The sequence below is a fragment of the Vibrio splendidus genome, from assembly GCF_024347615.1.
Lineage (GTDB): Bacteria > Pseudomonadota > Gammaproteobacteria > Enterobacterales > Vibrionaceae > Vibrio > Vibrio splendidus.
In genome coordinates this window covers 3,022,571-3,048,120 of record NZ_AP025508.1, presented here as the reverse complement: position 1 = coordinate 3,048,120, position 25,550 = coordinate 3,022,571, and the positions used below count along the sequence as shown (strand labels likewise).

Below are 25,550 nucleotides of genomic sequence, written 5' to 3'. Positions count from 1 at the left end.
CTCTTATTTATAGCTTTTTCTTTTAGTTATAACGGCTATTCGACCATGATTCACATGGTGATTTTTATTTTATATTTTCTGGTAAGTGAGTGTTAGAGATGGCGATGACTGAACATGATGAAAGCTGGTGGAAAACCGCAACCATCTATCAAATCTACCCAAAGAGCTTTTGTGACAGTGGCAGTAAAGGTACTGGCGATATCAAAGGGATCATTTCGAAACTGGATTACCTCAAAAACTTGAGCGTGGATGCGATTTGGCTAACCCCAGTTTACGCATCTCCTATGATCGATAATGGCTACGATATTTCAGACTACTACGCGATTAACCTTCAATTCGGCACCATGGAAGACTTCGACTTGTTACTGTCTGAAGCGCATCAACGTGGCATCCGTATCGTGATGGATATCGTGGTAAACCATACTTCAACAGAGCATGCATGGTTTCAGTCTGCACTGGGTGACAAAAACAGCCCATACCGTGATTATTACATCTGGAAAGACCCAGTAAACGGTCAAGCACCAACCAACTGGCAGTCTAAGTTCGGTGGTAATGCATGGGAATTAGATGAGGCGACTGGACAATACTTCCTACACTTATTCGCCAAAGAACAGGCTGACCTTAATTGGGAGAACCCGGTTGTACGTGAAGAAGTGAAAGACGTTATCAGCTTCTGGGCTGAAAAGGGCGTCGATGGTTTCCGGCTCGATGTCATTAACCTGATTTCAAAGCAGCAAGACTTCCCAAATGATGATATTGGCGATGGTCGTCGTTTCTATACCGATGGCCCACGTGTGCACGAATATCTAAAAGAGATCAGCGAAGCGGTATTCCAGAAATACGGCAGCGTGACCGTCGGCGAGATGTCTTCAACCACGTTGGAGCATTGTCAGCAATATTCAAACATTGATAACAGCGAGCTATCGATGGTGTTTAACTTCCACCACCTTAAGGTCGATTACACCAATGGTGAGAAGTGGACTAATGCTCTGTTTGACTTCTTACAGCTCAAGTCGATCTTTAACCACTGGCAAACGGGATTGAACGGCAAAGGTTGGGGCGCACTATTCTGGTGTAACCACGACCAACCAAGAGTCGTGAGCCGCTTAGGTAACGATCAACAATATCGTGTTGAGTCGGCTAAAATGTTGGCTGCTTCTGTGCACATGATGCAAGGCACACCTTATATCTATCAAGGTGAAGAGATTGGGATGACCAACCCGGGTTACACCGAGATCAGCCAGTATCGTGATGTAGAGAGTACCAATATGTACGACATCATGGTTAACCGTGATGGTGTGGCTCATGAAGATATGATGGCGATTTTAGCGCAGAAATCTCGTGATAACTCTCGTACACCAATGCAATGGAACAGTGAGCCTTACGCTGGCTTTTCGCTATCACAGCCATGGTTAGATGTTGCGAATAACTACACTGAGATCAATGCTGAGCAAGCGCTTGAAGATAAAGACTCGGTCTTCTATTTCTATAAGAGTTTGATTGAGTTACGTAAACAAGTACCAGTGATTACGGATGGCAGTTATCAAGATCTACTGCCTGAGCACTCATCCATTTTTGCGTATGCACGTGAAAGTGAAGGACAAACTCTGCTGTGCATTAACAACTACTATGGTGAAGAGGCTGAATGCGTTTTACCTGAACGTTTTGAGATGGCGAAGGCTAAGAGCTTGTTGTCTAATTATCAAGTGAGCGAGAGTTTAGTGGCGTCTAATCATCAAGTTTTGCGACCTTACGAGACTCGTATTCTCTTGATCGAAGGTTAGACTTGTTTTTATTTCAATCGGCTTGATTCTCATTCCCCTTAAAGGATTCGGCTGCTAAAAGGCTTTGGAGTGCTCCCCAAAGCCTTTTTTTATTGTTTGCGGTTTGCTCGCGGTTAAGCTTAGGTTTAGTGAATCTAAGTCAAGGCTAGCTAATTGAGGTCAGTATCGCTGCTGATTCTTCAATAGTAGATTGCTCTACAGACATCAATTCAATCTGTTCAATCAAGCCGATGCTAGGGTTGAACCAGCGCTCTGATGATGTGCCAAATTCTGCGGAATCCATGCCTTCACAGTTGATGTTGTAGGTGTTTTTCTCCGTTAGGTTCGCAGCTTCGATCGATTTATCAGAGATCTTGAAACTCTTACGTACGCCTGTTTCTTCAATCTGTTGTTGCCATGTGACTCGGCACGAGGCGTCAGTTGGAAGGCTTGCTACCCACGAGTGGTCTTCAAAGTCATTCAGCATGTTAGCGACTGCTTCGCCATCTAACGTGACTTGTAACGAAACGGTTTCCTCACTGATATCAATGATCGGGTTGCTCTCTTTTACGTCTGTTCCTTTCAAACGGAACATTGGGCTGCTGTACATCATTCTTGTGATGTATTGGCTACCAATGAAGTAAGCGTTGGTGATTTCGTGTAACCCACGGTCGGGGCCTGCAAAATAAATGCTGCCGTCTTCTTGTGTACCTTCAGCATTCGTCATGATGTCTTCAGAAACATAAAATTCGGTGATGCCGTAATTGATGAGGTCATTGATAACTTGAACGACCTCTTCATTGCCGGTCTCTTCTTTTAACCCTGCAATAATGAGTTCACCGCTTACAGGAGTGAAGTTCATTGTCATCACGCCTTCAGCCTGACCATCTGTGGTAAATGAGTAGCCCAATGTTGTTTCTGGTTTCGGGGAAAATGCAGAGCTCTCAATCGGGTAATCAACCTGATTGTTTGGACCTTTATTACCATCTGTTGAACCAGAAGAAGAGCCGCCTCCGCCGCCACAACCATAGAGAGCAAAGAGAGAGGTCGCTAGCAGCGTCATTGTTTTTTTCATGTTGAACATTCCTAAAGTTGGAAGCCCTTGGTGGGCCCTATGTTTTAGGAATGTTATTGTTTGAAGAGTAAATAGGGCAAAAAACGAAGTCACATAAGATCTTAATTTATGTTTAAGTTGTTTATTTTAAATGGTTTTTTGTTTTGATTTGAGATCTGTTGCCCAACAGCTGTGCAGTAATTCAGCATTAAGCTTTCCCACTGTTTTATGATAAGTGGGTCTTTAACGCTTAGCTTCAAGCTCTTCCAAGGTTGCAGGCAGGTTGATTTTGATTCTGGTTTGGATAGCCGGGCGAATAGATCTTCGGATGGAACCACTCTCAATAAGGCAACTAGAGACTCCATGTAGTTCAGGCGAAACTTCTCCATGTTGTCTTGCTTATAAGCGATATGAGAAACCATCATATAAACCAACGCATTTTCGATCGTAGAGTTGCCTGAGGTATTGGTCAGAAGCTCTTTTGCGGTTTGCAGGTCTCTTAGTTTGAAATGAATGATACCAAGCCACAGCTTCAGTTCGTCTGGTAGTCGGTTAAAACGAGTTTGAATAAGGTTAGTGAACGCGACGAGCTTCTTCTGATCTGTTTCAAATAGCGCAAGTTGACGCGCAATCAGAGTCGACGTCATGGTATTGAGCTTGATGTCATCCAGCGCTATGGCTTTTCCACTTAGCAATTCGCTGACTTCGGCATTGTCGACTGACCATTCTGGCGGTAATGGTGCTGGCAGTGCAAAGTAGTTAGCTAGCTCTCGGTTGATCTCCATAAGGCTGCTGCTGATATTATTGACATCAATAGAGTAAACACCACCAAATGCGAGCTTCCCTGAGTTTGGGTAAATCAGGCTTATCTTTGCGATAAGGCGTTTGTCCACTTCTTGATCTTTGAGCTGAATGTTAAGCAGGTAATCACTGGTACGCATGTTCTTTGCGCCCGGAAAGAAGGGAGAGCTATCAATAGGGTCAAGGAAGTAGCTTGGCGCATCTTGGTTAGCAAGATCGGTGTAGGCGTATTCAATCTGCTGTTGAAGTAATAATGCTTTTACGACTTTTCGGTATTTTCTGGAATTCTCACCAATGGCATCCAATCGGTTCAGGAGAAGCTCGACCTTAGGAATCAATCGTTGGTCACGTTCAATTTCTGAAGCGCGAGTGGGAGATTGCCAAAGCATGTAACCCATTACCGCAGTGCTGATCAGCAAAGCCAAAGACACCACGATTAACCAAGGGTTAACTGGATTAGATCTATTCCCTTCTTGACTGACTGGAGATTCCAGTTCTGCATCATTCGGTGCAGTTTCAGGGGAGGTCGCGGCAAAACTAACCGAGTTTGGGTTTAGAAAATAGCCTTTACGTGGGTAAGTCACTAGTATTTTGGTTGCGTCGCTATCAGGCAGGTGTTTTTGAAGTACTGAACGTAACGTACTGATTCGGTTGGTCAGAACATTTTTGGAAATGAAGTTGCTTTGCCAGACAGATTCAATGATGTGCTCGGCGGCGAGCGGTTGACCAACGCTGGTAAGAAATAACTCTAAGAGCTCGATAGAACGAGGCTCTAAATCAATGACCTGCTCGTCGCAGCTTAAGACTCGTGTGTTGGGGTTGAACTCCAAGCCTTCAATATAAATAGAGGCTTGTTGGTCTTTGGCGCTGGAGAGGTAATCTTGCATAGAAAAGGCGACGGTTTATAAAACCTAAATTCTAGCTGTTTTTGTTACTAAAAACAGCTAGTAATTCATAGGGGGATGGGTATTAAGACGCGTAATTCACCGAGTAACGAGTAGGCTTGTGGTTCATTGCTAATACGATGTTCAATACTGCGGTGCCCAATACCGAAACGGCAATTACCCAAGGCGATACGAAGAAGCAAGACGCAAACAGAATACAGGCATCAATGCCCATCTGAGTTTTACCTACAGAGATGCCATAGCGGTCTTGGATGAACAAACATAATACGTTGAAGCCACCCAAGCTTGAGCGGTGACGGAATAGGATTAACATACCTAAGCCCATTAATAAGCCACCGGCAACAGCACAGTAGATCTCGTTATGAACTTCTAGTGAGATAACTAGGTATAAATGATCGGCAAACACAGAAACTAACGCACCAGCAATTGCACTGCTAATGGCAAAACTACGGCCAAATCGTTTCCATGCCAATAAATAGAATGGACAGTTGGCCACAAAGTACAAAATACCGAAGGTTACAGGTAAGAATTGACTCAAAAGCAGAGCCAAGCCAGTAGTACCACCGGTAAGCAGGTTCGCTGACTGTAAAAAGAAGACGCCTAACGCCACTAAAAACGTGCCAGTGAGAATAGCTACCCAATCTTCTTTACGTGAGTGTTTTTCCATCGTTTTAATAATTACCTAACCAATAAAGGCGTGCATAGTAGAGAAAAACCTTAGCTTTCGGTAGCTTGAGGGGCAAAATTAAGGTAAACCTATGTAATCTGCGTTTTACAGGGTGTAAAGCGTAAAATTGACAGTAAGCGTCATCTTTGGTTGGATAAGCTTAATAACCATGATGAATCTTATATGTGATTATGAAAAAACTGCATGATAAAATTGCAATTAGCTCTTTATGACCTAGATCAAATTATGTAGAATGCGTCACATCAAAACGGTGACGGAAACGTTTGCTTTCGGTCGTTGTGTGGTTTTTTTGAAACTTTCAGTACAATCTGAGTCAGGAGATACAGATGCTTAAGCGTGACATGAACATTGCTGATTACGATGCGGACCTATTCGCAGCTATCCAAGAAGAAACTCTTCGTCAGGAAGAGCACATCGAACTTATCGCTTCAGAAAACTACACAAGCCCACGTGTAATGGAAGCTCAAGGTTCTCAACTTACAAACAAATACGCTGAAGGCTACCCTGGTAAGCGTTACTACGGTGGTTGTGAGTTCGTAGATAAAGTTGAAACTCTAGCAATCGAACGTGCATGTGAACTGTTTGGCGCTCAATACGCGAACGTACAACCTCACTCAGGTTCTCAAGCAAACAACGCTGTATACATGGCACTACTGAATGCTGGCGATACTGTTCTAGGTATGAGCCTAGCGCACGGTGGTCACCTAACTCACGGTTCTCCAGTAAACTTCTCTGGTAAGCTTTACAACATCATCCCTTACGGTATCGATGAAGCAGGTCAAATCGATTACGAAGAGATGGAAGCGCTAGCTATCGAGCACAAACCTAAGATGATCATCGGTGGTTTCTCTGCTTACTCTCAAGTTTGTGATTGGGCGCGCATGCGTGAAATCGCTGACAAAGTAGGTGCTTACTTCTTCGTAGATATGGCTCACGTTGCGGGTCTAATCGCTGCAGGCGTTTACCCGAACCCAGTTCCACACGCTCACGTTGTTACAACAACAACGCACAAAACGCTTGCTGGTCCTCGTGGTGGTCTTATCCTTTCTAACGAAGGTGAAGATCTTTACAAGAAGCTAAACTCAGCAGTATTCCCTGGCGGCCAAGGCGGTCCTCTAATGCACGTTATCGCTGGTAAAGCAGTAGCGTTCAAAGAAGCTCTAGAGCCAGAGTTCAAAGAATACCAAGCTCGCGTTGTTGCTAACGCAAAAGCAATGGTGGCTGAATTCCTAGCACGCGGTTACAACATCGTTTCAGGTTCTACAGAGAACCACCTGTTCCTAGTTGACCTAATCGACAAAGACATCACAGGTAAAGAAGCAGATGCAGCACTAGGTTCAGCTAACATCACAGTGAACAAGAACTCAGTACCAAACGATCCACGTAGCCCGTTCGTTACTTCAGGTATCCGTATCGGTTCTCCTTCTATTACTCGTCGTGGTTTCTCAGAAGCAGACGCGAAAGAGTTAGCAGGTTGGATGTGTGACATCCTAGATAACATGGGTGATGAGTCTGTTATCGAAGCAACTAAAGCAAAAGTACTAGAAATCTGTAAGCGTCTACCGGTTTACGCTTAATTTTTCTGCGTAGTAATTTGAACTTCGTTGTCGAGCATGCTCACTTACATCCGTAAGCTCCGCGTGCTCTCCTAGAATTTCAAACGACTACTTTGAAAAATACTTTAAAGGGGCTCATTGAGTCCCTTTTTGTTTTAGGGAAAGGTGTTGAAGATTCTGCACCTGTTCCTTGAACTAAAGCTATTTGATTGAAAAATACGATTTGAAAGGCTCCTGTTGGGAGCCTTTTTTGTATTGGTCGGTATGAGCGTTGGGTTATCTGAGAATACAGAAAGGCAGGTAATAAAAAAGGGCTGATGTTTGCACATCAACCCTTTGCTGTTTGTTGGTATCGGTTTTACTTTTTGATGCTCAGTAAAGTACCTGACTTACATCTAAACGAATAGTAGCTGCGGCTCTCGTTGAATTTGCCTAAGCCTTCGCCATCACAATAGTCGATATTGATATCACGCATTACTTCTAGCGTATCTTCGCTGTTCAAAGCGAATTTAGAACCATCAGAACAGACGATACGAATTCGCTCATCATGGCTTACTGAGTAGATATCGACTTCGGTATTACACAGCTCAAAAGAGGCTTCACGAAAGTTGTCTTGCTGTGTATTTGAAGCGCAACCTGCAGTCAGTGTTGCAGCGAAAACTGCCAAAAGTCCGAGTCTTTTCATTGTTAATCCTTCGCTATCATCAGATTGGGTGATGAGTTTTATATGCTATTTGAGGTAGCCTATACAACAATACGCTTCGGTTCAAGGAGCGTTCGTTGACTCTAAGATATAAAAGTATAGATGTAGACAGATAATTTATAACTGGTTAACTACATGTTTATCCAATACGTATCACCAATAAAAAAGACCAACACTGAGGTTGGCCTTTCAAAATCAAGCTTGTTTTAAATGACTATCGAAACTGTTTGGCTTCTGGAAGGAACTCAAAACCAGCAGACGCAAGTTTAGCGATCAATGCTGCTTTGTCGATTTCGTAGAAGTTGACCACTCGATCCAAGTCACCACCGAAGTCGTCACGTAACTTCATGTTGACGATGCTCATCAACATCACAGGGTCCATCTTTTCAAAATTAGCGAGGTTCATATTAGTCCTCGAAATCTGAGATCAGCAGATTGGCTGCGGCAAATGCAGCGCGATCACGTGCTTCTTTAGGAAGAGATTCATCTGCAGCAAGGTCATTCAATGTTTTTACCGCGCAGGTGATCGCTTTAGGGATATAGCCTTGGTCGCCACTGCCAATTTGAGAATACAGTTCACGCACCAAATCACAACAATCGTATACTTTCATTTTTATACCTAACCAAATGATAACTGATCTCAATATACACATAGAGATAAGCAAAAACAAAGTGGATCTGATTAAGTTCAGAGTTAGTTTGTTCTTGCTCAATATCTCATTCTGTTAATGCTCAGCGTATCACTTTGCTAGTCTGCTACTTAGCGTGTATTTGCGGCTTAGCATGATATTTATTGATTAGCCTAATATTGACCGCTTAACCAGATATCTGCTGTTCAAGTTGATAAGTAACTTCATCTGCAAGGTTGAGTTGCTTGGCTAACTCTTTGAGGTAGGCCTTCTCCATAAAGTTCTGCTCGTCAGCCACAATCAAAGACGCTAAATAGATCTCACTCGCTTGTTGAGGTGAGGTCGCGAGCTGAGCAATCTCACTTGGGTCGAGTGGCTTGTGCAGTTCTTCAGAGACCAGTTTAGTCAGTTGATAGTCCGCGCCCATATTTTCGACCGCTTGCTCGATCTTGGCCATTTCCTCCTCATCGACATGACCATCGGCTTTGGACGCAGCAATCATAGATCTTAGAATCAGCACACTATGGTTTGAGTCGCTCTCATCAAATTGAGCTTGTTCGGCATTCGGTCTTTGGCCTTGTTTAGACTGGTAATCGTTATAGACCTTGTAAGCGAGTGCACCCAGTGCCGCTGCGCCACCAATACCAGCGGCTTTCTTACCCATTTTCTTGGTTTTCTTAGAGCCCATTAATGCACCTAACAGTCCGCCGCCAACTGCGCCTGCACCGAAGGTTCCGAGCGTGCTTTTGTTGATACTCTTGCCATTGCTGCCTTGAGTTAGGCCACTTAAACTTGAAGACCCTTGTGAAAGTTTCTGAGTGCCTTGTTTAACGAGATCTGATTTAAGTGCTTGGTTCAGTAAGCTTTTGATATCCATCGATAGCTCCATGTAAATGTGTCAAAGAGTAGTTAAAACCAATATACGGATTTAAAGATGAACAGGGGATTAACTTACGTTATTTACTCTAGTGATAAATAGAAGGGAGTTTGAAGCGAAATGACAGGCACAAAAAAGGCCACCTAATGGCAGCCTTTCAATGTTTATCTAGCGAGTAACCAATTATTTAGTCAATACAGACTTATTCAGTTACTTAATTACTAAGCTAGTTGAGCTTTAAGGTGCTCGATAACCGTGTCTATTGCGATAACTTCTTTATCACCAGTACGACGGTTTTTGTATTCGAAGTTACCTTCGTCCATGCTGCGATCGCCGATAACGATAGTGTGAGGAATACCCACAAGCTCGATATCTTTAAACATAACACCTGGGCGCTCTTTACGGTCATCGAATAGTACTTCGATACCCATAGCGGTTAATTCAGCGTATAGCTTCTCAGCGGCTTCTTTAACGCGCTCAGATTTGTGCATGTTCATTGGTACGATAGCAACTTGGAACGGTGCTAGTGCGTCTGGCCAAGTGATACCGAATTTATCGTGGTTTTGCTCGATAGCCGATGCAACAACACGTGAAACACCGATACCGTAACAACCCATTTCTAGGATTACGCTCTTACCATCAGGACCAAGCACGTTACAGTTCATTGCTTTAGAGTAAGTATTACCTAGTTGGAAGATGTGACCAACTTCGATACCACGCTTAAGTTGGATAGTACCTTGACCACATGGGCTTAGGTCGCCTTCAATAACGTTACGTAGGTCTTCAACTTGAGCAAGCTCAACGTCACGACCCCAGTTGATGCCGAAGTAGTGCTTACCATCTACGTTTGCGCCAGCGCCGAAGTCACTCATTACTGCTACAGAGCGGTCAACGATGAATGGTAGCTCTAGGCCAACAGGACCTAGTGAACCAGGGCCTGCACCAACAAGTGCACGGATTTCTTCTTCAGAAGCCATCTCTAGCGGAGAAGCTACTTGTGGAAGATTTTCAGCTTTCACTTCGTTCAGTTCGTGATCACCACGGATGATCAGTGCGATGATGTCTGCATCTACTTCATCAGAAGCTTTAACGAATAGAGTCTTAACGGTCTTCTCGATTGCTAGATCGTGCTGCTCTACAAGCTCTGCGATTGTTTTTGCGTTTGGCGTATCAACCAGTTCCATCTCTTGAGTAGGCGCTGCAACTTCTTCAGTAGGAGCTAGTGCTTCTGCTTTCTCGATGTTCGCTGCGTAATCAGATTCAGAAGAGAATGCGATTAGGTCTTCGCCGCTTTCAGCAAGAACGTGGAACTCTTGAGAGCCGCTGCCGCCGATTGCGCCAGAGTCTGCCAATACTGGACGGTACTCAAGGCCCATGCGGTCGAATGCTTTACAGTAAGCATCGTGCATCGCTTGGTAAGACTTTTCTAAGCCTTCTTTGTCGATATCAAAGCTGTACGCATCCATCATCGAGAATTCACGTGCACGCATTACGCCAAAACGAGGGCGGCGCTCATCACGGAATTTAGTCTGGATTTGGTACAGGTTTAGAGGTAGCTGTTTGTAAGAGCTGATCTCGTTACGTACTAGGCTCGTCACTACTTCTTCAGCTGTTGGGCTAAGAACAAATGGACGAGAATGACGGTCTGTGAAACGAAGTAGCTCAGGACCCATCTTTTCAGAACGGCCAGTCTCTTCCCAAAGCTCAAACGGTTGAACTACGGGCATCAAGATTTCAACGGCACCTGCATTATCGATCTCTTGGCGAACGATATTTTCGACTTTACGCAGTACACGTAGACCAGTAGGTAGCCAAGTATATAAACCTGAAGCTAGCTTACGGATCATACCTGCACGTAGCATCAGCTGGTGGCTGATAACTTCTGCGTCGTTTGGAGTCTCTTTCAGAGTAGAAAGAAGGTAGTTACTGGTACGCATTCTATGGTATCCGTTTCATCATTGATAAAAGAAAACTTGCTGTCGTTTGTGACCACAGCAAATCTGATATAGCCGCATATAATATCAGCCTATTTGGGATCTCAAAAGCGTTCAATGTCGGTAACATTGATGAAAAGCGTTTCAACAACGAATTTCACGTTAAGATCGAACAAATTTACCGCATATTCTTTACTGTCTGGCTTGCCTTTCTTATAGGCGGGTCGTGGATCTTGGCCTAGCACTTCTTTGATCACCTGAATGATATGGCGCGCCTGTGGGTGACCAGACAGCTTACTTTGGGCTTGCTGCGAGAAGTTCACATCTAACACTTCTGGTTCATCGGCGGCAAACCCTCCCAATGCATCCGGGATCGAATCTGAGTAGGGGATATAAGGCTTGATGTCGATGATCGGTGTGCCGTCTACTAAGTCGACGCTGCCAAGATCCAACCAAGTCTGCCCTTTCTCTTGAGATACACCTTTGAGTTCAACCGCAGACATGCCAATTCCATTGGGTCTGAATGTGGCACGAGACGCGAAGACACCAATACGTTCATTGCCGCCAAGGCGAGGTGGCCTCACGGTTGGTTTCCAGCCTGCTTCAAGGTTCTTATCGAACAAAAACAACAACCACACATGGCTAAATTGCTCAATATCTCGAACAGACTCAAGGCAGTTTGCTGCGTCAACCAACCTGACTCTTGAGGTGGATGTTGGCACCAATCTAGGCTGCCTGGGTACCGCGAACTTCTCTTTATAGGGAGACTCTATAAAGCCAATAGGTTCAATGGAGTACATGAGTGGGCGTTCTCTAATTACGATCTATGGCGGAAAAATATCATAAAATCGCTTGTTTTTCTTTTGATAATAATTATCATTTGATATGTTATAACGTATCAATTTAAATGTTTAGGGAAATACAATGAAACCGAATATCCACCCTGACTACCGCACAGTGGTGTTCCACGACACCAGTGTTGATGAGTACTTCTTGATTGGCTCAACGTTGAAAACAGAACGTACTATCGAATGGGAAGATGGCAATACTTACCCTTATTTCACGATTGAAGTGTCTGCAAAGTCGCACCCTTTCTATACGGGTAAACAGCGAGTGCTACATAAAGAGGGACGTGTTGCTAACTTTACTCGTCGCTTTGGTCAATTAGGTAAGGGAGCGAAATAGAATGAAAGTTGTAAAATCACTTAAAAGTGCGAAAAGCCGTCATCCAGATTGCCAAATAGTAAAGCGCAGAGGCCGTCACTATGTCATCTGTAAATCCAACCCGAGATTCAAAGCGGTTCAAAAATAGTCAGTCAAATTGATGTGACACGAGTGTAAAAACGAGGGGAAAGTCAAACTTCATTCATTTGTCTGTTTTTCTTTTCCTTCGAGAGGAACCTTGCAGAATATTGTGTGTTAAATTAGCGTATGCTGTGTTTTATTTTTAAATGAATCAATGAGTTATATCGCCAGTTATTTTTGTAGTGAATGTGTTTCTGTGAATTATAAATCTAGTTTTTGTATTTAATGTAGATTTATTTGCTAATTAATTGTTCTTATGGAGTTAAAAGTAGTCATTTGTTACACATTTTGTAACATTTTGAATTTCTAATTGATAATTTTGTCGCGTACTCTGCGCTGGCAATTTGAACATTTTTGTCACAATTGCACAGGAATCACTACAAGGAGGGAACTGATGAGTTCATCAGCTTCAATAAAAAACAACTCGCCAAAGAAACCAATTTTTACCCGCTTTCTCGATGGCGTTGAATATTTGGGGAACCTTTTACCCCACCCAATCACTCTTTTCGCAATCTTCTGTGTCGCAATCCTAGTCTCTTCAGGAATTGCTGGTTACTTCGAAGTATCTGTAATGGATCCTCGCCCAGAAGGTGCTAGCGGTCGTGCTGCTGATGGCATGATCCACGTTGTAAGCTTACTTAATGCTGAAGGCTTACAACTCATCGTAACGAATCTAGTTTCGAACTTTGTTGGCTTTGCGCCACTTGGTACCGTGCTTGTTGCAATGCTAGGTGTTGCGATTGCTGAACACTCAGGTCTATTATCTGCGGCAATGCGCGGCATGGTAATGGGCGCATCTCAGCGCATGGTTACTGTAACCGTGGTATTTGCCGGTATTATCTCTAACACGGCATCTGAGCTGGGTTACGTAGTTCTTATCCCTCTTGCAGCAATGCTTTTCCACTCATTGGGTCGTCACCCATTAGCAGGTCTAGCGGCAGCATTTGCTGGTGTATCTGGTGGTTATTCTGCAAACCTACTTATCGGTACGGTTGATCCACTGCTTTCTGGTATTACAGAAACAGCGGCACAAATGCTTGATCCTTCTTACTCTGTTGGCCCTGAATCAAACTGGTACTTCATGTTTGTTTCGACCTTCTTTATCTCGATTGCCGGTGCATTGGTAACAGAGAAGATTGTTGAACCTAAGTTAGGTAAATACAACGATGAAGACGCGTCTGAAGATCTTTCAAATGACTCAATGGGTAAGCTTACTGCAATTGAGAAGAAAGGCCTTAAGCTAGCGGGTGTTGCTGTATTAATCGTGAGCGCACTTTTAGCTTGGACTGTGGTTCCTGCTGACGGTGTTTTGCGTTCAGAGGCAGGTACGATTTCAGGTTCTCCATTCCTGAAAAGTATCGTCGCGTTTATCTTTGTATTCTTTGCTATTCCTGGCTTTGTTTACGGCAAAGTTACGGGTTCAATGAAGAATGACCGTGATGTGATTAATGCAATGGCAACGTCTATGTCTTCAATGGGCATGTACATCGTTCTTGTATTCTTTGCTGCACAGTTTGTTGCTTTCTTTAAGTGGACGAACTTCGGTCAAGTGGTCGCTGTAGGCGGCGCAACATTCCTTCAGGATATTGGCCTAACGGGTCCAATGTTGTTCTTCGCATTCATCCTAATGTGTGGCTTCATTAACCTGATGATCGGTTCAGCTTCTGCACAGTGGGCAGTAACAGCGCCAATCTTCGTTCCAATGCTAATGCTAGTAGGCTACGCACCTGAAACGATTCAAGCGGCTTACCGTATCGGTGATTCAACAACGAACATCATTACACCAATGATGAGCTACTTCGGTCTTATCCTTGCCGTAGCAACTCGCTACATGAAGAACCTAGGTATCGGTACACTGATCGCGACCATGTTGCCTTACTCAATGGTATTCATGTTCGGTTGGAGCATCTTGTTCTACCTATGGGTATTCGTATTTGGTCTACCAGTAGGTCCTGGCGCCGCAACGTACTACACGCCTTAGTGAACGGTGATAGGCGAACATTTCGATTCGCTTATCAACGGAATAAAAGACGAGATACCAAAGAGCCTGCATTGATGCAGGCTCTTTTTGTTTGAGTCAGTAAACTTACAATCCCGCAAACCGATAGGTAACGCCTAGTTCGAATGACCAGCCCAAGTCTCGTTGTATCAACGCGCTGTCGCTGTCGTGATGAATCAAGTCTGCGCGTGCGATACCAATCCAAGTTGGCGTAAACTCATAAAGCCCGATTAACCCTGCTTGATAAACAAACGTCGAACCCGCATCAAACTGATTTAACCCTGAGGCAGAAGATTCGGTGTTAGAAATACCATACAGGTGATTGGACAGTTTTTTGTCACGATAATCGATTTCTAGGTAAGGCGTAATGGTGAATGGCTGCGCCCAGGTTTCTAATGTTCTGCCTAAATGAAGCTGAACTTCGTAGCCGTTATGTTCTGAAGTCACATCGTGTAAGTAGGTAAGGCGTGCGCCTACCGTTCCTAAGGTTATCCCCAGCTCTCCATTACCATCTCTGTCTTGAATGCCGTTAGGTAGATCCACAAAAGTGTCTGACACCTCAGCAAAACGCCAATTTCCAGATAGCCCGACGTAAGGGAGCAGTTGCCAATTGGCTAAGCTGCCATCAATAAAGCCTTTCGGTCCTGAATAGAATAGGTTGGGTGTCGCGCCAAATTGAGGGGCACTTTTAGTCGAGAAAACACTTTCACCATAGGTGATGCTGCCTCCGATGATTCCGTACTCTTGATCAGAAAAGAGCTCATCGGCAAAGCTTTCATCAGCAAAAGAAAGTTGGGCGTTACCAAAAAGAATGGATAGTGAGAGGGCGATTCGACGAATCATAAGCAAGACTCCGTTATTGTAATAAATATCAAGAACGGAGTATGTCGATTAAAATTTCATCGGGGCTATAGCGGTTAAGAGACGACTTCTAAGTTGTAGTCATTCAAATACCGCGGTTAGCGTTTAGCTAACAGGCGATCGAGGTGGTTTGCGAACTCACGACGGTCGGTTTGAGAAAGGGTGCTTGGTCCGCCAGTTTGGATGCCGCTTGAACGCATAGTATCCATAAAGTCACGAATGTTGAGACGCGCTTTAATGGTCTCTTTGGTGTAAAGCTCGCCGCGAGAGCTTAAAGCAAGCGCACCTTTGGTGATCACTTCATCAGCAAGAGGAATGTCAGAGGTAATCACCAGATCGCCGGGTTCAGTGCGTTTTACGATTTCATCATCTGCAATATCAAATCCGCTTGGGACTTGAATTGAGTGAATGTTATTACGCTTGGGAACGGGAACCAAATGGTTCGCGACAAAGGTACATTCCACCCCTGTGCGTTCAGCTGCGCGTACGATTGTTTCACGGATAACCTTTGGACAAGCGTCCGCATCAACCCATATCTTCATAGTGTTCTATTTCTCTGTTAGCTTATTTATCGGTCAACTTATTGCTCAGTTGCCTTATTGGCCAGTTAACTTATTGTTCAGTTAACTTATTACTCAGTTAATTTGGCTTCAAGCGTGGCAACGCGAGCGGTAAGTTCAAGGATTTGCTTTTCCAGTTGGCTAACACGATCAAGTGCCGGCTCTTCTTGTGTCGCGACTTCCACTTTAGGGACGCGATTGGCGCTTTTCCAGCTTTTGATAGTCATGATTAAAGCTGGCATCGGAACGGATGTGCTCATACGAGCTTTAACTAAAGCAACTGTCGGCTCTTTCCCTTGTGCTTGTAGTCCTTCAAGCACTGATTTCAACTCTTCAGACACATCTTTTGTCAGCATGTTGACCTCCATTTTTAGTCTTTGGTCATTTTACTCGCTCCAGTGAATGATAGCGAATCATAAAACCGCCCATAGCTTGTGAGAGATCTCTTACAAAGGCTGTGAGATAACACGAATACATCACTAGAGAGATTTAAGTGCATATAACTAAGGTGTTGAATTTTATTTGTTTTATATAATTAACAACTTTATTGGATTGAAAGTGTGATGCAAATCTATTGTCCAAAATCCTAAATCGCGTAAATTAAACCTTGTCGGAAGGATTCTGACACGGAACAGGAAAGCACCAAGGATTTGGTTATCTTCAGGATGAAGATTTGGTTACTTAGGATTGAGTAGTCAAGCATGGAGCGTAAGGACATTGTAGGGATACAGCCAGTTAACAGGAAGTTAGCTGCAACGGAATGACAATGGACACCTTTAGGATTTAAAGGGTTGGATTAGCATCAGGACGATGTAAAGGACACCGCTCACGGAACAAGTGATGTGCGCTAACTAGGATTGTTAGCTTTCAGGATGATTGGACACCGCTAGGACGGCGAAGTAAAGGAAAGAGCTGAAGGATTACAGCCACTATTATGGATGATGCATGGAGCATTTATTAGTAGCCGGACTGCTGCGAGTAAGACCCTAGCCCTGACACTTCGGTGTCGGGGCTTTTCTTTTCCTGAGGCTTTTCTCTATCTAGGAGGCTCTTTTTAATTCAGGAGCTTTTACCTAAGCGCGCGACATCTGCTTTTCTGCTAATGGTCAACACAAGGAGTGTTTTATGACGATAGCAACCTCAAGAACGCTGTTGGTACCTTATACCGAACAGCTACAACACGACTTTATCAAGTTGAATTGCTGCCCCATTAATCGTGCTGAAATGAACGGGCCGCATTCGATTGCCTCTGCAAAACACCTATTTCAAGAAATATTGAACGACAACGTTGGGTTTTGTCGTGCCATTATCCATAACCAAACCCGTGAATACCTTGGGCATTTGTTTGTTTCGTCTGAGGAAGGGAAGCATGAACTGGGATTTATTCTAGACAAGGAGTTTTGGAATCAAGGTCTTGCTAGCGAAGTGCTAAAACCTTTCTTCAGTTTGGTGTGTTTTGAAGAGCACCTAACGAATGTTGTTGCGACCGTTAATGTCGGTCATAACCCATCGATTAAGTTACTCGAAAAGTTAGGCTTTGCATTTAAAGAGACCAAACAAGATCAGTTTGGCCCTTATCATGAATATCGTTATACCGAGTTTTGCGACGTTACATTCTATGAGGCTGTAGCTCAAACCGCATAGAGCGGAAGCCGACCATAGTCAGTTTTCCTTGGTACAGATCATCACCCAATGCTGAAAACTCAAATTGGTACACAGTGTGCCAGCGCCAAATGGTGGTTAGCTCATGGCGCATCTTAAATTTATGACCACTGAAGGCAACGCTTAATAGCTGCAAGTCGAGCTCTTTACATTTTCTCGCAATGGCAGTTTTCGCAAGCTCTGATTGCCTGCGCTGCTGCCAAAAGAAAAAGCAAAAGAAGCACAGCATCAAAATAGCCAATAAGTTATCTATCATTTAATCCATACTTCCTTTTATCTCTCTATTCCAATCGTGTTTTGAGCATGCTCTTACGAGCTATTGAACTGGTCCGTTACTTGAGCCAGCACGTGCTTCAGTTAATCCGGTATTGATTTACCCTGCTATTGCGACTTAGCCGCTTGTTGTAACTCAATCAATGCGTTGGCGAGCTCAGGTGATGGGTTCGAATTCAATAAGGGTAAAAATACCATTCTTAGTGTCGGAATCATCACCAAATCTGCAAATAACTGATTGAACAGGTTTTGATTGCCCGTTTGTGCGAGACGTAGCAAGAATTGCTCAGCTATCGCGGGGTCTTGTAGCGCATGCCAGCTGCGACCCGCTAAACCAATCAACACTTCTTGGTGGCTCAAGCGTGGGCTAGCCAGAACTTGGTTAATGATGTTATTCGCGATCCCTTGTTCTGCACCGGAAAGGGCACGAACCAAGGCTGAAAGTAAGAACAAATCAGGCTCTTTACTAGCGATCTCATTCTCTGCAAGCTCTTGTAAGCGTTGCGCGAGTTTGTCATTGATTTGTGTGTGCTCAAGCGCGCCTAACGTCGCGTATAGCGGTTCTGATGGCAGCTTATTGATGGCTTTGCGAATAGAGACACCGTTTTGTTGGCTGCCTAAACGCGCGCACATATCGGTGATGCCTTGTAGTCCAACCGTTTTCCAGTTATCCCAACCAAGCTCACCTGTGAAGTAATGCTGAGCGTGCTCGTAATATTGGCTCGTCGCAAGGTCTAAACCTGCTCTTACTTGGCTATGAAATACAGCCATTTTGTCTTCAGAAGGCTTGAAGGTATAAGGGTTGTTTGACAGCTTTTGCTGTTGCTCTTCGCTGATGTCACCGTTTAAACGCGTGCCCATCGCTTCGATAACAAACTTAAGAAAATTACCCACATCGCCTTGATGCAGTAGGCCTCTTTCGTCTAGCTTGAATTTTAGAAACCAAATCCATGGCTGTTTGTGTTCGTTCCAGTAGCTAATGGCTAAGTGAGCTTGTTTCTGAAGTGGAAACGGGTATGGTTGTTTCCCCTGCTCAACATCAGAGAATAGGGTGTTGTCGATCTTCTGGATACGGCGACCGAGGTCGTAGATATCGTATTGGCAACCGCTATTCTTTAGCAACTGAGTGAGCGTGTGAATGGTTTCCATAGTAATAAAGCTCCTAACTTTCTTTCCTAAATAGATGGTACTCTATGCCCCAATTTCAAGGTCACTAGATAAATAACTTGGTGAAAAATGACAGCAGCCACAAAGTTACCTCTTTTACTTCAACAATTAGAACAACAAATGCGCCAATGTTCCCTATGGAGCGATGTTTCACCTTCGGATGAAGCTCTGGCGAGCGTTGAGCCTTTTGCGATTGACTCGCTACAGCCAGAAGAGTGGTTGCAGTGGATCTTTATCGTAAAGATCAACGCAATGATGGATGCCCAAATGAGCCTACCGAGAGGCTTTGCGATTCATCCTTATTTTGGTGAAGTATGGAAAAATGAGGCAGAAAAAGCTGAACTGCTAGTGACGATTCAGAGCATTGATGAGGTATGTGCGTAATGTTAGAGATCATTTATCAAGATGAGTACTTTGTCGCGGTGAATAAGCCAGCCGGCATGCTAGTACACCGCTCATGGCTCGATAAACACGAGACTCAATTTGTTATGCAGACACTGCGAGATCAAATTGGTCAGCATGTATTTCCATTGCATCGCTTAGACAGACCGACATCTGGTGTGTTGGTGTTTGCGTTGTCGAGCGAGGTTGCTTCACAGGTGATGCCTATGTTCGCTAACCATGAGATGCAAAAAACCTATCATGCGATTGTTCGTGGTTGGATAGAAGAGGGCGACACGCTCGATTATGCGCTCAAGGTCGAGTTGGATAAGATCGCAGACAAGTTTGCAAAAGAAGATAAAGAACCACAAGAAGCTGTTACCGTTTACGAGCCGTTAGCGAAAGTCGAAGTGCCGTATTCAACAGGCCGTTTTCCTACCAGTCGTTATTGCTTAGTTGAGATGATGCCTAAGACAGGACGTAAACATCAGCTGCGTCGTCACATGGCTCATCTAAGACATCCAATCGTTGGCGATACTTCACATGGTGACGGTAAGCACAACCGGCTGTTCCGCGATGATTTAGATTCGCACCGTTTGTTGTTGCACGCTTCTGAGTTGCGTTTCATTCATCCTTTTACAAAGAAAGAATTAGTAATGAAGGCCAGCCTAGATGAAACGTGGCTAAGGTTGTTTGAAACCTTTGAGTGGGATACCAGCTTGGTGAATGCTGAAGCACGGTCGTCTAAGTAAAGACCAGGCGTCTAGTAAACATAGAAAATAGAATAAAAATAAAGGGCTGATAGTGATATCAGCCCTTTTTGTGTCTATGCAATCTTAGCGGTAAAACTAATGTTAGTTAGTCGCTCATCGCGGGATCATTTCAGCTTTTCTAGATCGGCTTCGATCTCTGCGATCTTACTTGATACAACCTTCTCTAAGTGGCGTAAGTCGGTAAGGATCTTCTGCTTCACATCGACTTCAGCGGTTGGCGTCGGTTTGGTGATCTTGTTGAGCTCATCAATCACAAGAGTGAGGTTGCGGTTAATCTCTGTCACTTCTTTGTATTGATTATTGCCGCCGCTAACAAGCACACTTTTTACTTGTCGTGGGTACTTAAACTTAACGCTTTTCGCGAACAGTTCACCTTTCTGCTTACGAAAGTAAATCTTCAGGATATCTTTATGAGCTTCTTGGCGAAGGGAGTAACGTTCAATCTGTTTAGGTTCGTGGATACCTAAGCCAGTGAGGTTTGGATACATAAGCGACCTCTAGGTTATGAATGTAATACTTTTATGTAATTGACTTGATCAATGTAGCAGCCTAACGACGAGCTAGATAGTTGATATCTGTGAATTGATTGTAAGTTGTGGGCAAGATCGCTCTCTATCTTTGCCCACACTTATTTGGTTATTAAAGCTGTTCCTAGAGCTAAACTTGTTTCCTAGTCATAACTTACTTCTAGCACTAAATTAGCTTTCTAAGGTGCGAGTTCTGAAACATGCTCTGTTAACCTTTCTCTTAGCGCTTGTTCCTGTTCTTCAGACAGTCTTCCTCCCGCGTCACTGGTCAGAATAAACAAATCTTCAGCTCTCTCACCTATGGTGGTGATTTTCGCACCGTGCAAGTTAATGTCTAATTCTGCAAAGGTTGCACCGACTTGAGCCAACAACCCCGGCGTATCAAGAGCTCTTAATTCCATCAAGGTGCGTTTTTTACTCTTGGTTGGTAGGAACTCAACTAAGGTTTTTACCTTGAAATGCTGCAAGTTACGTGGCGTACGACGAGTCTTAATCTTAGTTGGGCGGCCATCAGCCAGAACATGAGTTAGATGCTTAGCGACGGCTTTGTGTCTTGCTTCATCAATCGCTTCGCCGTGCTGATCCAGTACGATAAAGGTATCCAAAACGTGGCCATCTTTACTGACCATGACTTGTGCGTCGTGAACGTTAAAGTTGCGTCTGTCGAGCTCGGCAACCACGGTCGCAAAAAGTGCCGCTTGGTCTTTACAGTAAACGAATACCTCTGTGCCGCCACGTGTCGCTTTTTGGCTGATAAGCACTAAAGGTTGACTCGGATCTTCTAAGCGAAGTAAGTGTTCACAGTGCCATGCGATTTGAGTGTGTGTATGACGCAAGAAATAGTCAGCTTTGAAACGCTGCCACAACACCTCAATCTCACGAGCCGTGAAGCCTTCTTTACGCAGCAGTGCAGATGCCATTTGCTGGTTATGACGAATACGGTCTCTGACATCGACTGGGTTTTCCAAGCCGCGACGCAGTGCGCGCTGCGTAGAATGGAACAGTTCTGCGAGTAGGGTACGTTTCCAGCTGTTCCATAGTTCTGGGTTGGTTGCACAGATATCGGCTACCGTTAGGCACACCAGCAGTTCTAACGACTCTTCGTCGCGAACTTTCTTGGCGAACTCTGTGATTACGTCCGGATCGTAGATATCACGGCGTTGAGCGGTCACTGACATTAACAGGTGGTTTTGTACTAGCCACGCGACTTGTTTGGCTTCTGGCTTTGATAGCCCGTGTTCAATACAGAAAGAGTAAGCTTCTACAGCGCCAATTTCTGAGTGGTCTCCGCCGCGGCCTTTACCGATGTCGTGGAAGATAGCCGCCAGAATCAACAGCTCTTTCTTTTGAACTCGTGGATACACTTCACAACAGATAGGGTGTTTATCGTGGTTCTCGATTTGGCCAAAGCGGTTGATGTGTTTGAGTAGGCGAATACTGTGTTCATCCACGGTGTAAACGTGAAACAGATCAAACTGCATTTGACCAACAATTTGGCTCCACTGTGGCAAATAGGCCGATAGCACGCCCAATTTGTGCATCAAACTAAAGGCTTTGTGCAGTGCATTTGGGTGGCGAACCAAATCCATGAACTTGTCACGAGCTTCAGGAATGGTATGCAAGAAGCGATTCAATCGGCGACGTGCGGTTCGAAGTTGTCGCAATGTTGGTGGGCTTACCCCTTCGATAGAAGAGTCATTCGCGATATGGATAAACATATCGAGAATCGTTTCTGGTCTCGCTTGGAATAAGGCCGGCTTACGCGCTTCGATCAATGAACCTCGACGTTGGAAGTCGTTGTCGAGAATCTCGGCTTCTTGTGTTTGACCGCCATTGATGATCGCTTGATCGAACAACTTAAGCAGCATCTTATTGAGCTCAGCTACGCGGCGAAGTGTTCGATAGAACTCTTTCATCATCATCTCGACGCCACGGTTGCCTTCACCACTGTAACCCAGGTGTTCCGCTACCTGAGCTTGATGGGCAAATGTGAGACGGTTGTCGTAACGGCGCAGTTCAATGTGCAGTGCAAAGCGAACACGCCACAAGAAATCTTGGCACTCGACCAACTCACGATATTCAGCATCGGTTAGAAAGCCGTATTTACTCATCTCCAATAAAGACGTTGCACCAAAATGTCGACGCGCAACCCAGCTCAGGGTGTGGATGTCTCGGAGTCCTCCCGGAGTCGATTTTATGTCCGGTTCTAAATTATAGGTGGTGTCGTGGTAGCGAGCATGACGCTCTCTCTGTTCTTGAATCTTGGCTTTGTAAAACGTCTCACTTGGCCAAAATGAATCGGAATGAATCTTTAGCTTCAGCTCTTGGAAGGTGTCTTCACTGCCACACAGTAAGCGCGATTCTTGCAGGTTAGTGGCAACGGTTAAATCATCGGTGCCGATCTCAAGACACTCTGCAATGGTACGCACCGCGTGGCCGACTTCGAGTTTCAAGTCCCAGAGTAGGGTAATGAATTGACTGACTTTTTCACCCAGTGCGGGTGGCAGTGTTTTTTGCGAGACAATGAGGATATCAATATCGGACAAAGGGTGTAGTTCACCACGGCCATAGCCTCCCACCGCAACAAGTGAAATATGAGGCAGTTTGTTGAATCCAAAGTGCTCCCATAAACGATTGAGAAGCAAATCCATGTATTCGGAACGAAGCAGCACCAAATCGGTGACTGGATGATGATTCAGAAATTCATTTTTTTGATACTGCGTGAAGATTTCGAGCTGATTTTTTATTTCGCAGATTTCAATTTGTTCTTCATTGAACGTAAGGGGACATTGATAAGGCATAGTCTGCTATCCGTGCAAGCAAATGAGAATAGTAAACAATTTAACAGAAGCTGATGGAAAATCGAAATTGAGCGGATAAAAAAATATCCTCGACATGCGAGGATATTTTTAAAAGTCTGAGGTATTCAGCTTGTTGAACTAAGCGTTCTTCATGATACGTGGGATCGTATCGTCGCTGCGTAGTGTTAGTACCTCACAACCAGTATCCGTTACAACTAGAGTGTGTTCCCACTGAGCTGAGTTCTTGCTGTCTGCTGTGTACACTGTCCAGCTATCTTCGTCATCTAGACGACAACCAAACTTACCCGCATTAATCATTGGCTCGATAGTGAAACACATGCCTGCTTTCAGTACGGTACGGTCACTGTTTTTGTAGTGAACGACTTGTGGATCTTCGTGGAACTCAGAACCAATACCGTGGCCACAGTAATCTTTTACAATAGAGAATTTAGCGCGTGGGTTGTTCTTGTTGTTTGTTTTGATGTACTTCTCAATAGCAGTACCGACTTGGCCAAGTTGAACACCTGGTTTAACCTGACGCATGCCTTCGTAAAGTGCTTCTTGAGCAACCATACACAGACGTTTGTTTGCTGGAGAAACTTCACCCACAAGGAACATCTTAGATGTGTCACCGTGGTAGCCTTGTGGACGAACACTTAGATCAGCATTTTCGTCATCAGGAACAATCACAGTGATATCAACGTTTAGAATGTCGCCATCTTTTAGTACTGCAGGTTTGAATTGACCTGTGCTACCCGTCTCATCTTGTGATGCTGGAATACCGTGACACACGATGTGGTTGATAGAAGTACAGATTGACTTAGGGAAACCGTGGTAATCAAGTGGTGCTGAGTATGCGCCTCTTTCTAGAGCGTACTCATGACAGATTTGGTTTAGCTCTTCTGTCGTTGTACCCACTTGGATGTGAGGTTCAATCATCTCTAGAATTTCTGAAGCCAGCTTGCCGGCAACGCGCATTTTTTCAATTTCTTCAGCAGTTTTAATTTTTACAGCCATTGCATATCTCTTAAATTTGGTAGCACCTAAGTGTGCATATTGGGGCTATTCTAGCAGTGCAGTATTTTAGCGCAACATTCTGATACCCATATAATGCGGGTGGACATTACTAAGTCTGATTGAATAGTGTTCAAATTTATACAGTTTGTCTCTTGTGTTATTGATACTCTTTATAAGAGAAATACAGTGTCAAAGATCAGTATAGCAGTCGCCATTTTTAGATTTTTTTCTAGCCATAGATAGACAAAATATGGTATAAAGCGCGCCGGACATCAGGACTGTTTTCTCCATTTGGCGAAACAAGCTTTGTGTCCACTAACTTATTTCTTTAAATCACACACATTCCGACACATGTTCCGGGGTGCCTCAACAACACAGATAACGGCTGAAAAGTGGTTAGTTGTTAGGGGTCGGATTCATGGGGAGTGTGGAGGCCTAACCCCATAGAGGATTTTAAAATGGCAACTGTATCAATGCGCGATATGCTTAAAGCTGGTGTTCACTTCGGTCACCAAACTCGTTACTGGAACCCAAAAATGAAGCCATTCATCTTTGGTGCTCGTAGCAAAGTTCATATCATCAACTTAGAAAAAACTGTACCAATGTTCAACGAAGCTCTAGCTGAAATTGCTAAAGTTGGCGAGAAGAAAGGTAAAGTTCTTTTTGTTGGTACTAAGCGTGCTGCATCTGAAGCTGTTAAAGAAGCTGCTATCAACAGCAACCAGTTCTACGTTAACAACCGCTGGTTAGGCGGTATGCTAACGAACTACAAAACTGTTCGTCAGTCTATCAAGCGTCTGAAAGAACTTGAAGCGCAAGCTCAAGACGGTACTTTCGACAAGCTTACTAAGAAAGAAGCTCTAATGCGTACTCGTGAAATGGAGAAGCTAGAGAAATCTCTTGGTGGTATCAAGAACATGGGCGGCCTTCCAGACGCTCTATTCGTTATCGATGCTGATCACGAACACATCGCAGTTAAAGAAGCAAACAACCTAGGTATCCCAGTTTACGCTGTAGTTGATACTAACTCTAACCCAGACGGTGTTGACTTCGTTATCCCTGGTAACGATGATGCAATCCGTGCAGTACAGCTTTACCTAAACGCTGCTGCAGACGCGGTTAAAGAAGGTCGTAACAAAGATGTTGCTGCTGTAGCTGCTGAAAAAGACGGTTTTGTAGAAGCTGAATAATAGCGGCTCTGAGCCATATTTAGTTCACATTAAGCGGTCATAATCGATGGCTTAAGAACTGAATACAGTCAATATCAGGGGCCAATTAATTAGGCCCCTGTTTTTTATCTTTTTTAGAATTTAC

The 25,550-nt window shown here is 44.2% G+C and carries 26 protein-coding genes; 9 read left to right on the top strand and 17 right to left on the bottom strand.

Annotated elements, in window-relative coordinates; genetic code table 11:
• Nucleotides 1–98 precede the first annotated feature (98 nt).
• Nucleotides 99–1,784: an alpha,alpha-phosphotrehalase gene (treC, locus tag OCU90_RS13515; RefSeq protein WP_061022367.1), complete on the top strand. Its 1,686-nt coding sequence runs from the start codon at nucleotides 99–101 to the stop codon at nucleotides 1,782–1,784.
• Nucleotides 1,785–1,929: 145 nt separating this feature from the next.
• On the opposite strand, the gene OCU90_RS13510 is transcribed toward treC, so the two are convergent.
• The 3 genes from OCU90_RS13510 to OCU90_RS13500 all read right to left on the bottom strand — a co-directional run bounded on the left by OCU90_RS13510 (nucleotide 1,930) and on the right by OCU90_RS13500 (nucleotide 5,190).
• Nucleotides 1,930–2,838, bottom strand: coding sequence for a hypothetical protein (locus OCU90_RS13510; protein WP_061022365.1), 909 nt, complete (start codon nucleotides 2,836–2,838; stop codon nucleotides 1,930–1,932).
• A gap of 101 nt (nucleotides 2,839–2,939) precedes the next feature.
• Nucleotides 2,940–4,505: a winged helix-turn-helix domain-containing protein gene (locus OCU90_RS13505; RefSeq protein ID WP_061022363.1), complete on the bottom strand. Its 1,566-nt coding sequence runs from the start codon at nucleotides 4,503–4,505 to the stop codon at nucleotides 2,940–2,942.
• Between the two features lie 82 nt (nucleotides 4,506–4,587).
• Nucleotides 4,588–5,190: a YitT family protein gene (locus OCU90_RS13500; protein ID WP_016784986.1), complete on the bottom strand. Its 603-nt coding sequence runs from the start codon at nucleotides 5,188–5,190 to the stop codon at nucleotides 4,588–4,590.
• Nucleotides 5,191–5,537: 347 nt separating this feature from the next.
• On the opposite strand from OCU90_RS13500, the gene glyA reads away from it, so the two are divergent.
• Nucleotides 5,538–6,788: a serine hydroxymethyltransferase gene (gene glyA, locus OCU90_RS13495; protein WP_017084166.1), complete on the top strand. Its 1,251-nt coding sequence runs from the start codon at nucleotides 5,538–5,540 to the stop codon at nucleotides 6,786–6,788.
• 337 nt (nucleotides 6,789–7,125) lie between these two features.
• Here glyA and OCU90_RS13490 read toward each other — a convergent pair whose 3' ends face one another.
• The 6 genes from OCU90_RS13490 to tsaA form a co-directional block, all read right to left on the bottom strand.
• Entirely contained in the window at nucleotides 7,126–7,452 is a 327-nt protein-coding gene (locus OCU90_RS13490; protein WP_004736794.1) for a hypothetical protein, read from the bottom strand.
• A 232-nt stretch (nucleotides 7,453–7,684) separates the two neighbouring features.
• Nucleotides 7,685–7,876, bottom strand: coding sequence for a DUF4250 domain-containing protein (locus OCU90_RS13485; RefSeq protein WP_010436438.1), 192 nt, complete (start codon nucleotides 7,874–7,876; stop codon nucleotides 7,685–7,687).
• Nucleotide 7,877: 1 nt separating this feature from the next.
• A complete protein-coding gene (locus OCU90_RS13480) occupies nucleotides 7,878–8,081 on the bottom strand; it encodes a YaeP family protein (protein ID WP_009847436.1) in 204 nt (67 codons plus the stop codon).
• Between the two features lie 205 nt (nucleotides 8,082–8,286).
• A complete protein-coding gene (locus tag OCU90_RS13475) occupies nucleotides 8,287–8,976 on the bottom strand; it encodes a tellurite resistance TerB family protein (RefSeq protein WP_061022361.1) in 690 nt (229 codons plus the stop codon).
• Nucleotides 8,977–9,197: 221 nt separating this feature from the next.
• Entirely contained in the window at nucleotides 9,198–10,913 is a 1,716-nt protein-coding gene (locus OCU90_RS13470; protein WP_061022359.1) for a proline--tRNA ligase, read from the bottom strand.
• A gap of 101 nt (nucleotides 10,914–11,014) precedes the next feature.
• The gene (gene tsaA, locus OCU90_RS13465; RefSeq protein WP_061022357.1) at nucleotides 11,015–11,710 is read right to left on the bottom strand and encodes a tRNA (N6-threonylcarbamoyladenosine(37)-N6)-methyltransferase TrmO; all 696 of its coding nucleotides are present in this window, start codon (nucleotides 11,708–11,710) and stop codon (nucleotides 11,015–11,017) included.
• Between the two features lie 124 nt (nucleotides 11,711–11,834).
• Between tsaA and OCU90_RS13460 the strand changes: the two genes are divergently transcribed.
• The 3 genes from OCU90_RS13460 (at nucleotide 11,835) to OCU90_RS13450 (ending at nucleotide 14,196) form a co-directional block, all read left to right on the top strand.
• A complete protein-coding gene (locus OCU90_RS13460) occupies nucleotides 11,835–12,095 on the top strand; it encodes a type B 50S ribosomal protein L31 (protein ID WP_004734366.1) in 261 nt (86 codons plus the stop codon).
• Between the two features lies 1 nt (nucleotide 12,096).
• Nucleotides 12,097–12,222 (top strand): type B 50S ribosomal protein L36, encoded by a 126-nt coding sequence (gene ykgO / locus OCU90_RS13455; protein WP_010436457.1) that lies wholly within the window; start codon nucleotides 12,097–12,099, stop codon nucleotides 12,220–12,222.
• 387 nt (nucleotides 12,223–12,609) lie between these two features.
• A complete protein-coding gene (locus OCU90_RS13450; protein ID WP_004734363.1) occupies nucleotides 12,610–14,196 on the top strand; it encodes an AbgT family transporter in 1,587 nt (528 codons plus the stop codon).
• Nucleotides 14,197–14,301: 105 nt separating this feature from the next.
• Here the strand turns inward: OCU90_RS13450 and OCU90_RS13445 are convergent, their stop codons facing one another.
• The 3 genes from OCU90_RS13445 to OCU90_RS13435 all read right to left on the bottom strand — a co-directional run bounded on the left by OCU90_RS13445 (nucleotide 14,302) and on the right by OCU90_RS13435 (nucleotide 15,991).
• A complete protein-coding gene (locus OCU90_RS13445) occupies nucleotides 14,302–15,057 on the bottom strand; it encodes a MipA/OmpV family protein (RefSeq protein WP_061022355.1) in 756 nt (251 codons plus the stop codon).
• 116 nt (nucleotides 15,058–15,173) lie between these two features.
• The gene (locus OCU90_RS13440; RefSeq protein WP_004734361.1) at nucleotides 15,174–15,617 is read right to left on the bottom strand and encodes a YaiI/YqxD family protein; all 444 of its coding nucleotides are present in this window, start codon (nucleotides 15,615–15,617) and stop codon (nucleotides 15,174–15,176) included.
• Nucleotides 15,618–15,706: 89 nt separating this feature from the next.
• Complete coding sequence (locus OCU90_RS13435) at nucleotides 15,707–15,991, bottom strand: hypothetical protein (RefSeq protein ID WP_004734360.1); 285 nt, start codon at nucleotides 15,989–15,991, stop codon at nucleotides 15,707–15,709.
• A 769-nt stretch (nucleotides 15,992–16,760) separates the two neighbouring features.
• On the opposite strand from OCU90_RS13435, the gene OCU90_RS13430 reads away from it, so the two are divergent.
• Complete coding sequence (locus OCU90_RS13430; protein WP_004734359.1) at nucleotides 16,761–17,279, top strand: GNAT family N-acetyltransferase; 519 nt, start codon at nucleotides 16,761–16,763, stop codon at nucleotides 17,277–17,279.
• On the opposite strand, the gene OCU90_RS13425 is transcribed toward OCU90_RS13430, so the two are convergent.
• Nucleotides 17,245–17,553, bottom strand: coding sequence for a DUF3301 domain-containing protein (locus OCU90_RS13425; RefSeq protein ID WP_004734358.1), 309 nt, complete (start codon nucleotides 17,551–17,553; stop codon nucleotides 17,245–17,247). The two genes, OCU90_RS13430 and OCU90_RS13425, sit on opposite strands and share 35 nt — an antisense overlap.
• A gap of 125 nt (nucleotides 17,554–17,678) precedes the next feature.
• A complete protein-coding gene (locus OCU90_RS13420; RefSeq protein WP_017079398.1) occupies nucleotides 17,679–18,719 on the bottom strand; it encodes a DUF3549 family protein in 1,041 nt (346 codons plus the stop codon).
• A gap of 87 nt (nucleotides 18,720–18,806) precedes the next feature.
• Between OCU90_RS13420 and OCU90_RS13415 the strand changes: the two genes are divergently transcribed.
• On the top strand, nucleotides 18,807–19,121 hold the full coding sequence (locus tag OCU90_RS13415) for a YqcC family protein (protein WP_004734356.1): 315 nt from the start codon (nucleotides 18,807–18,809) through the stop codon (nucleotides 19,119–19,121).
• Complete coding sequence (gene truC / locus OCU90_RS13410; RefSeq protein ID WP_029406022.1) at nucleotides 19,121–19,870, top strand: tRNA pseudouridine(65) synthase TruC; 750 nt, start codon at nucleotides 19,121–19,123, stop codon at nucleotides 19,868–19,870. Before OCU90_RS13415 ends, truC begins: the two co-directional genes overlap by 1 nt.
• A 125-nt stretch (nucleotides 19,871–19,995) precedes the next feature.
• On the opposite strand, the gene OCU90_RS13405 is transcribed toward truC, so the two are convergent.
• The 3 genes from OCU90_RS13405 to map form a co-directional block, all read right to left on the bottom strand.
• Nucleotides 19,996–20,379, bottom strand: coding sequence for a DUF3461 family protein (locus tag OCU90_RS13405; protein WP_004734354.1), 384 nt, complete (start codon nucleotides 20,377–20,379; stop codon nucleotides 19,996–19,998).
• 218 nt (nucleotides 20,380–20,597) lie between these two features.
• Nucleotides 20,598–23,219 carry a bifunctional uridylyltransferase/uridylyl-removing protein GlnD gene (gene glnD / locus OCU90_RS13400; protein WP_004734353.1) on the bottom strand — a complete coding sequence of 874 codons (2,622 nt, stop codon included), beginning with the start codon at nucleotides 23,217–23,219 and terminating at the stop codon, nucleotides 20,598–20,600.
• 138 nt (nucleotides 23,220–23,357) lie between these two features.
• Nucleotides 23,358–24,236, bottom strand: a complete 879-nt coding sequence (map, locus tag OCU90_RS13395; RefSeq protein WP_061022353.1) for a type I methionyl aminopeptidase — start codon at nucleotides 24,234–24,236, stop codon at nucleotides 23,358–23,360.
• A gap of 458 nt (nucleotides 24,237–24,694) precedes the next feature.
• Between map and rpsB the strand changes: the two genes are divergently transcribed.
• On the top strand, nucleotides 24,695–25,426 hold the full coding sequence (gene rpsB, locus OCU90_RS13390; protein ID WP_032500394.1) for a 30S ribosomal protein S2: 732 nt from the start codon (nucleotides 24,695–24,697) through the stop codon (nucleotides 25,424–25,426).
• Nucleotides 25,427–25,550: the final 124 nt, after the last annotated feature.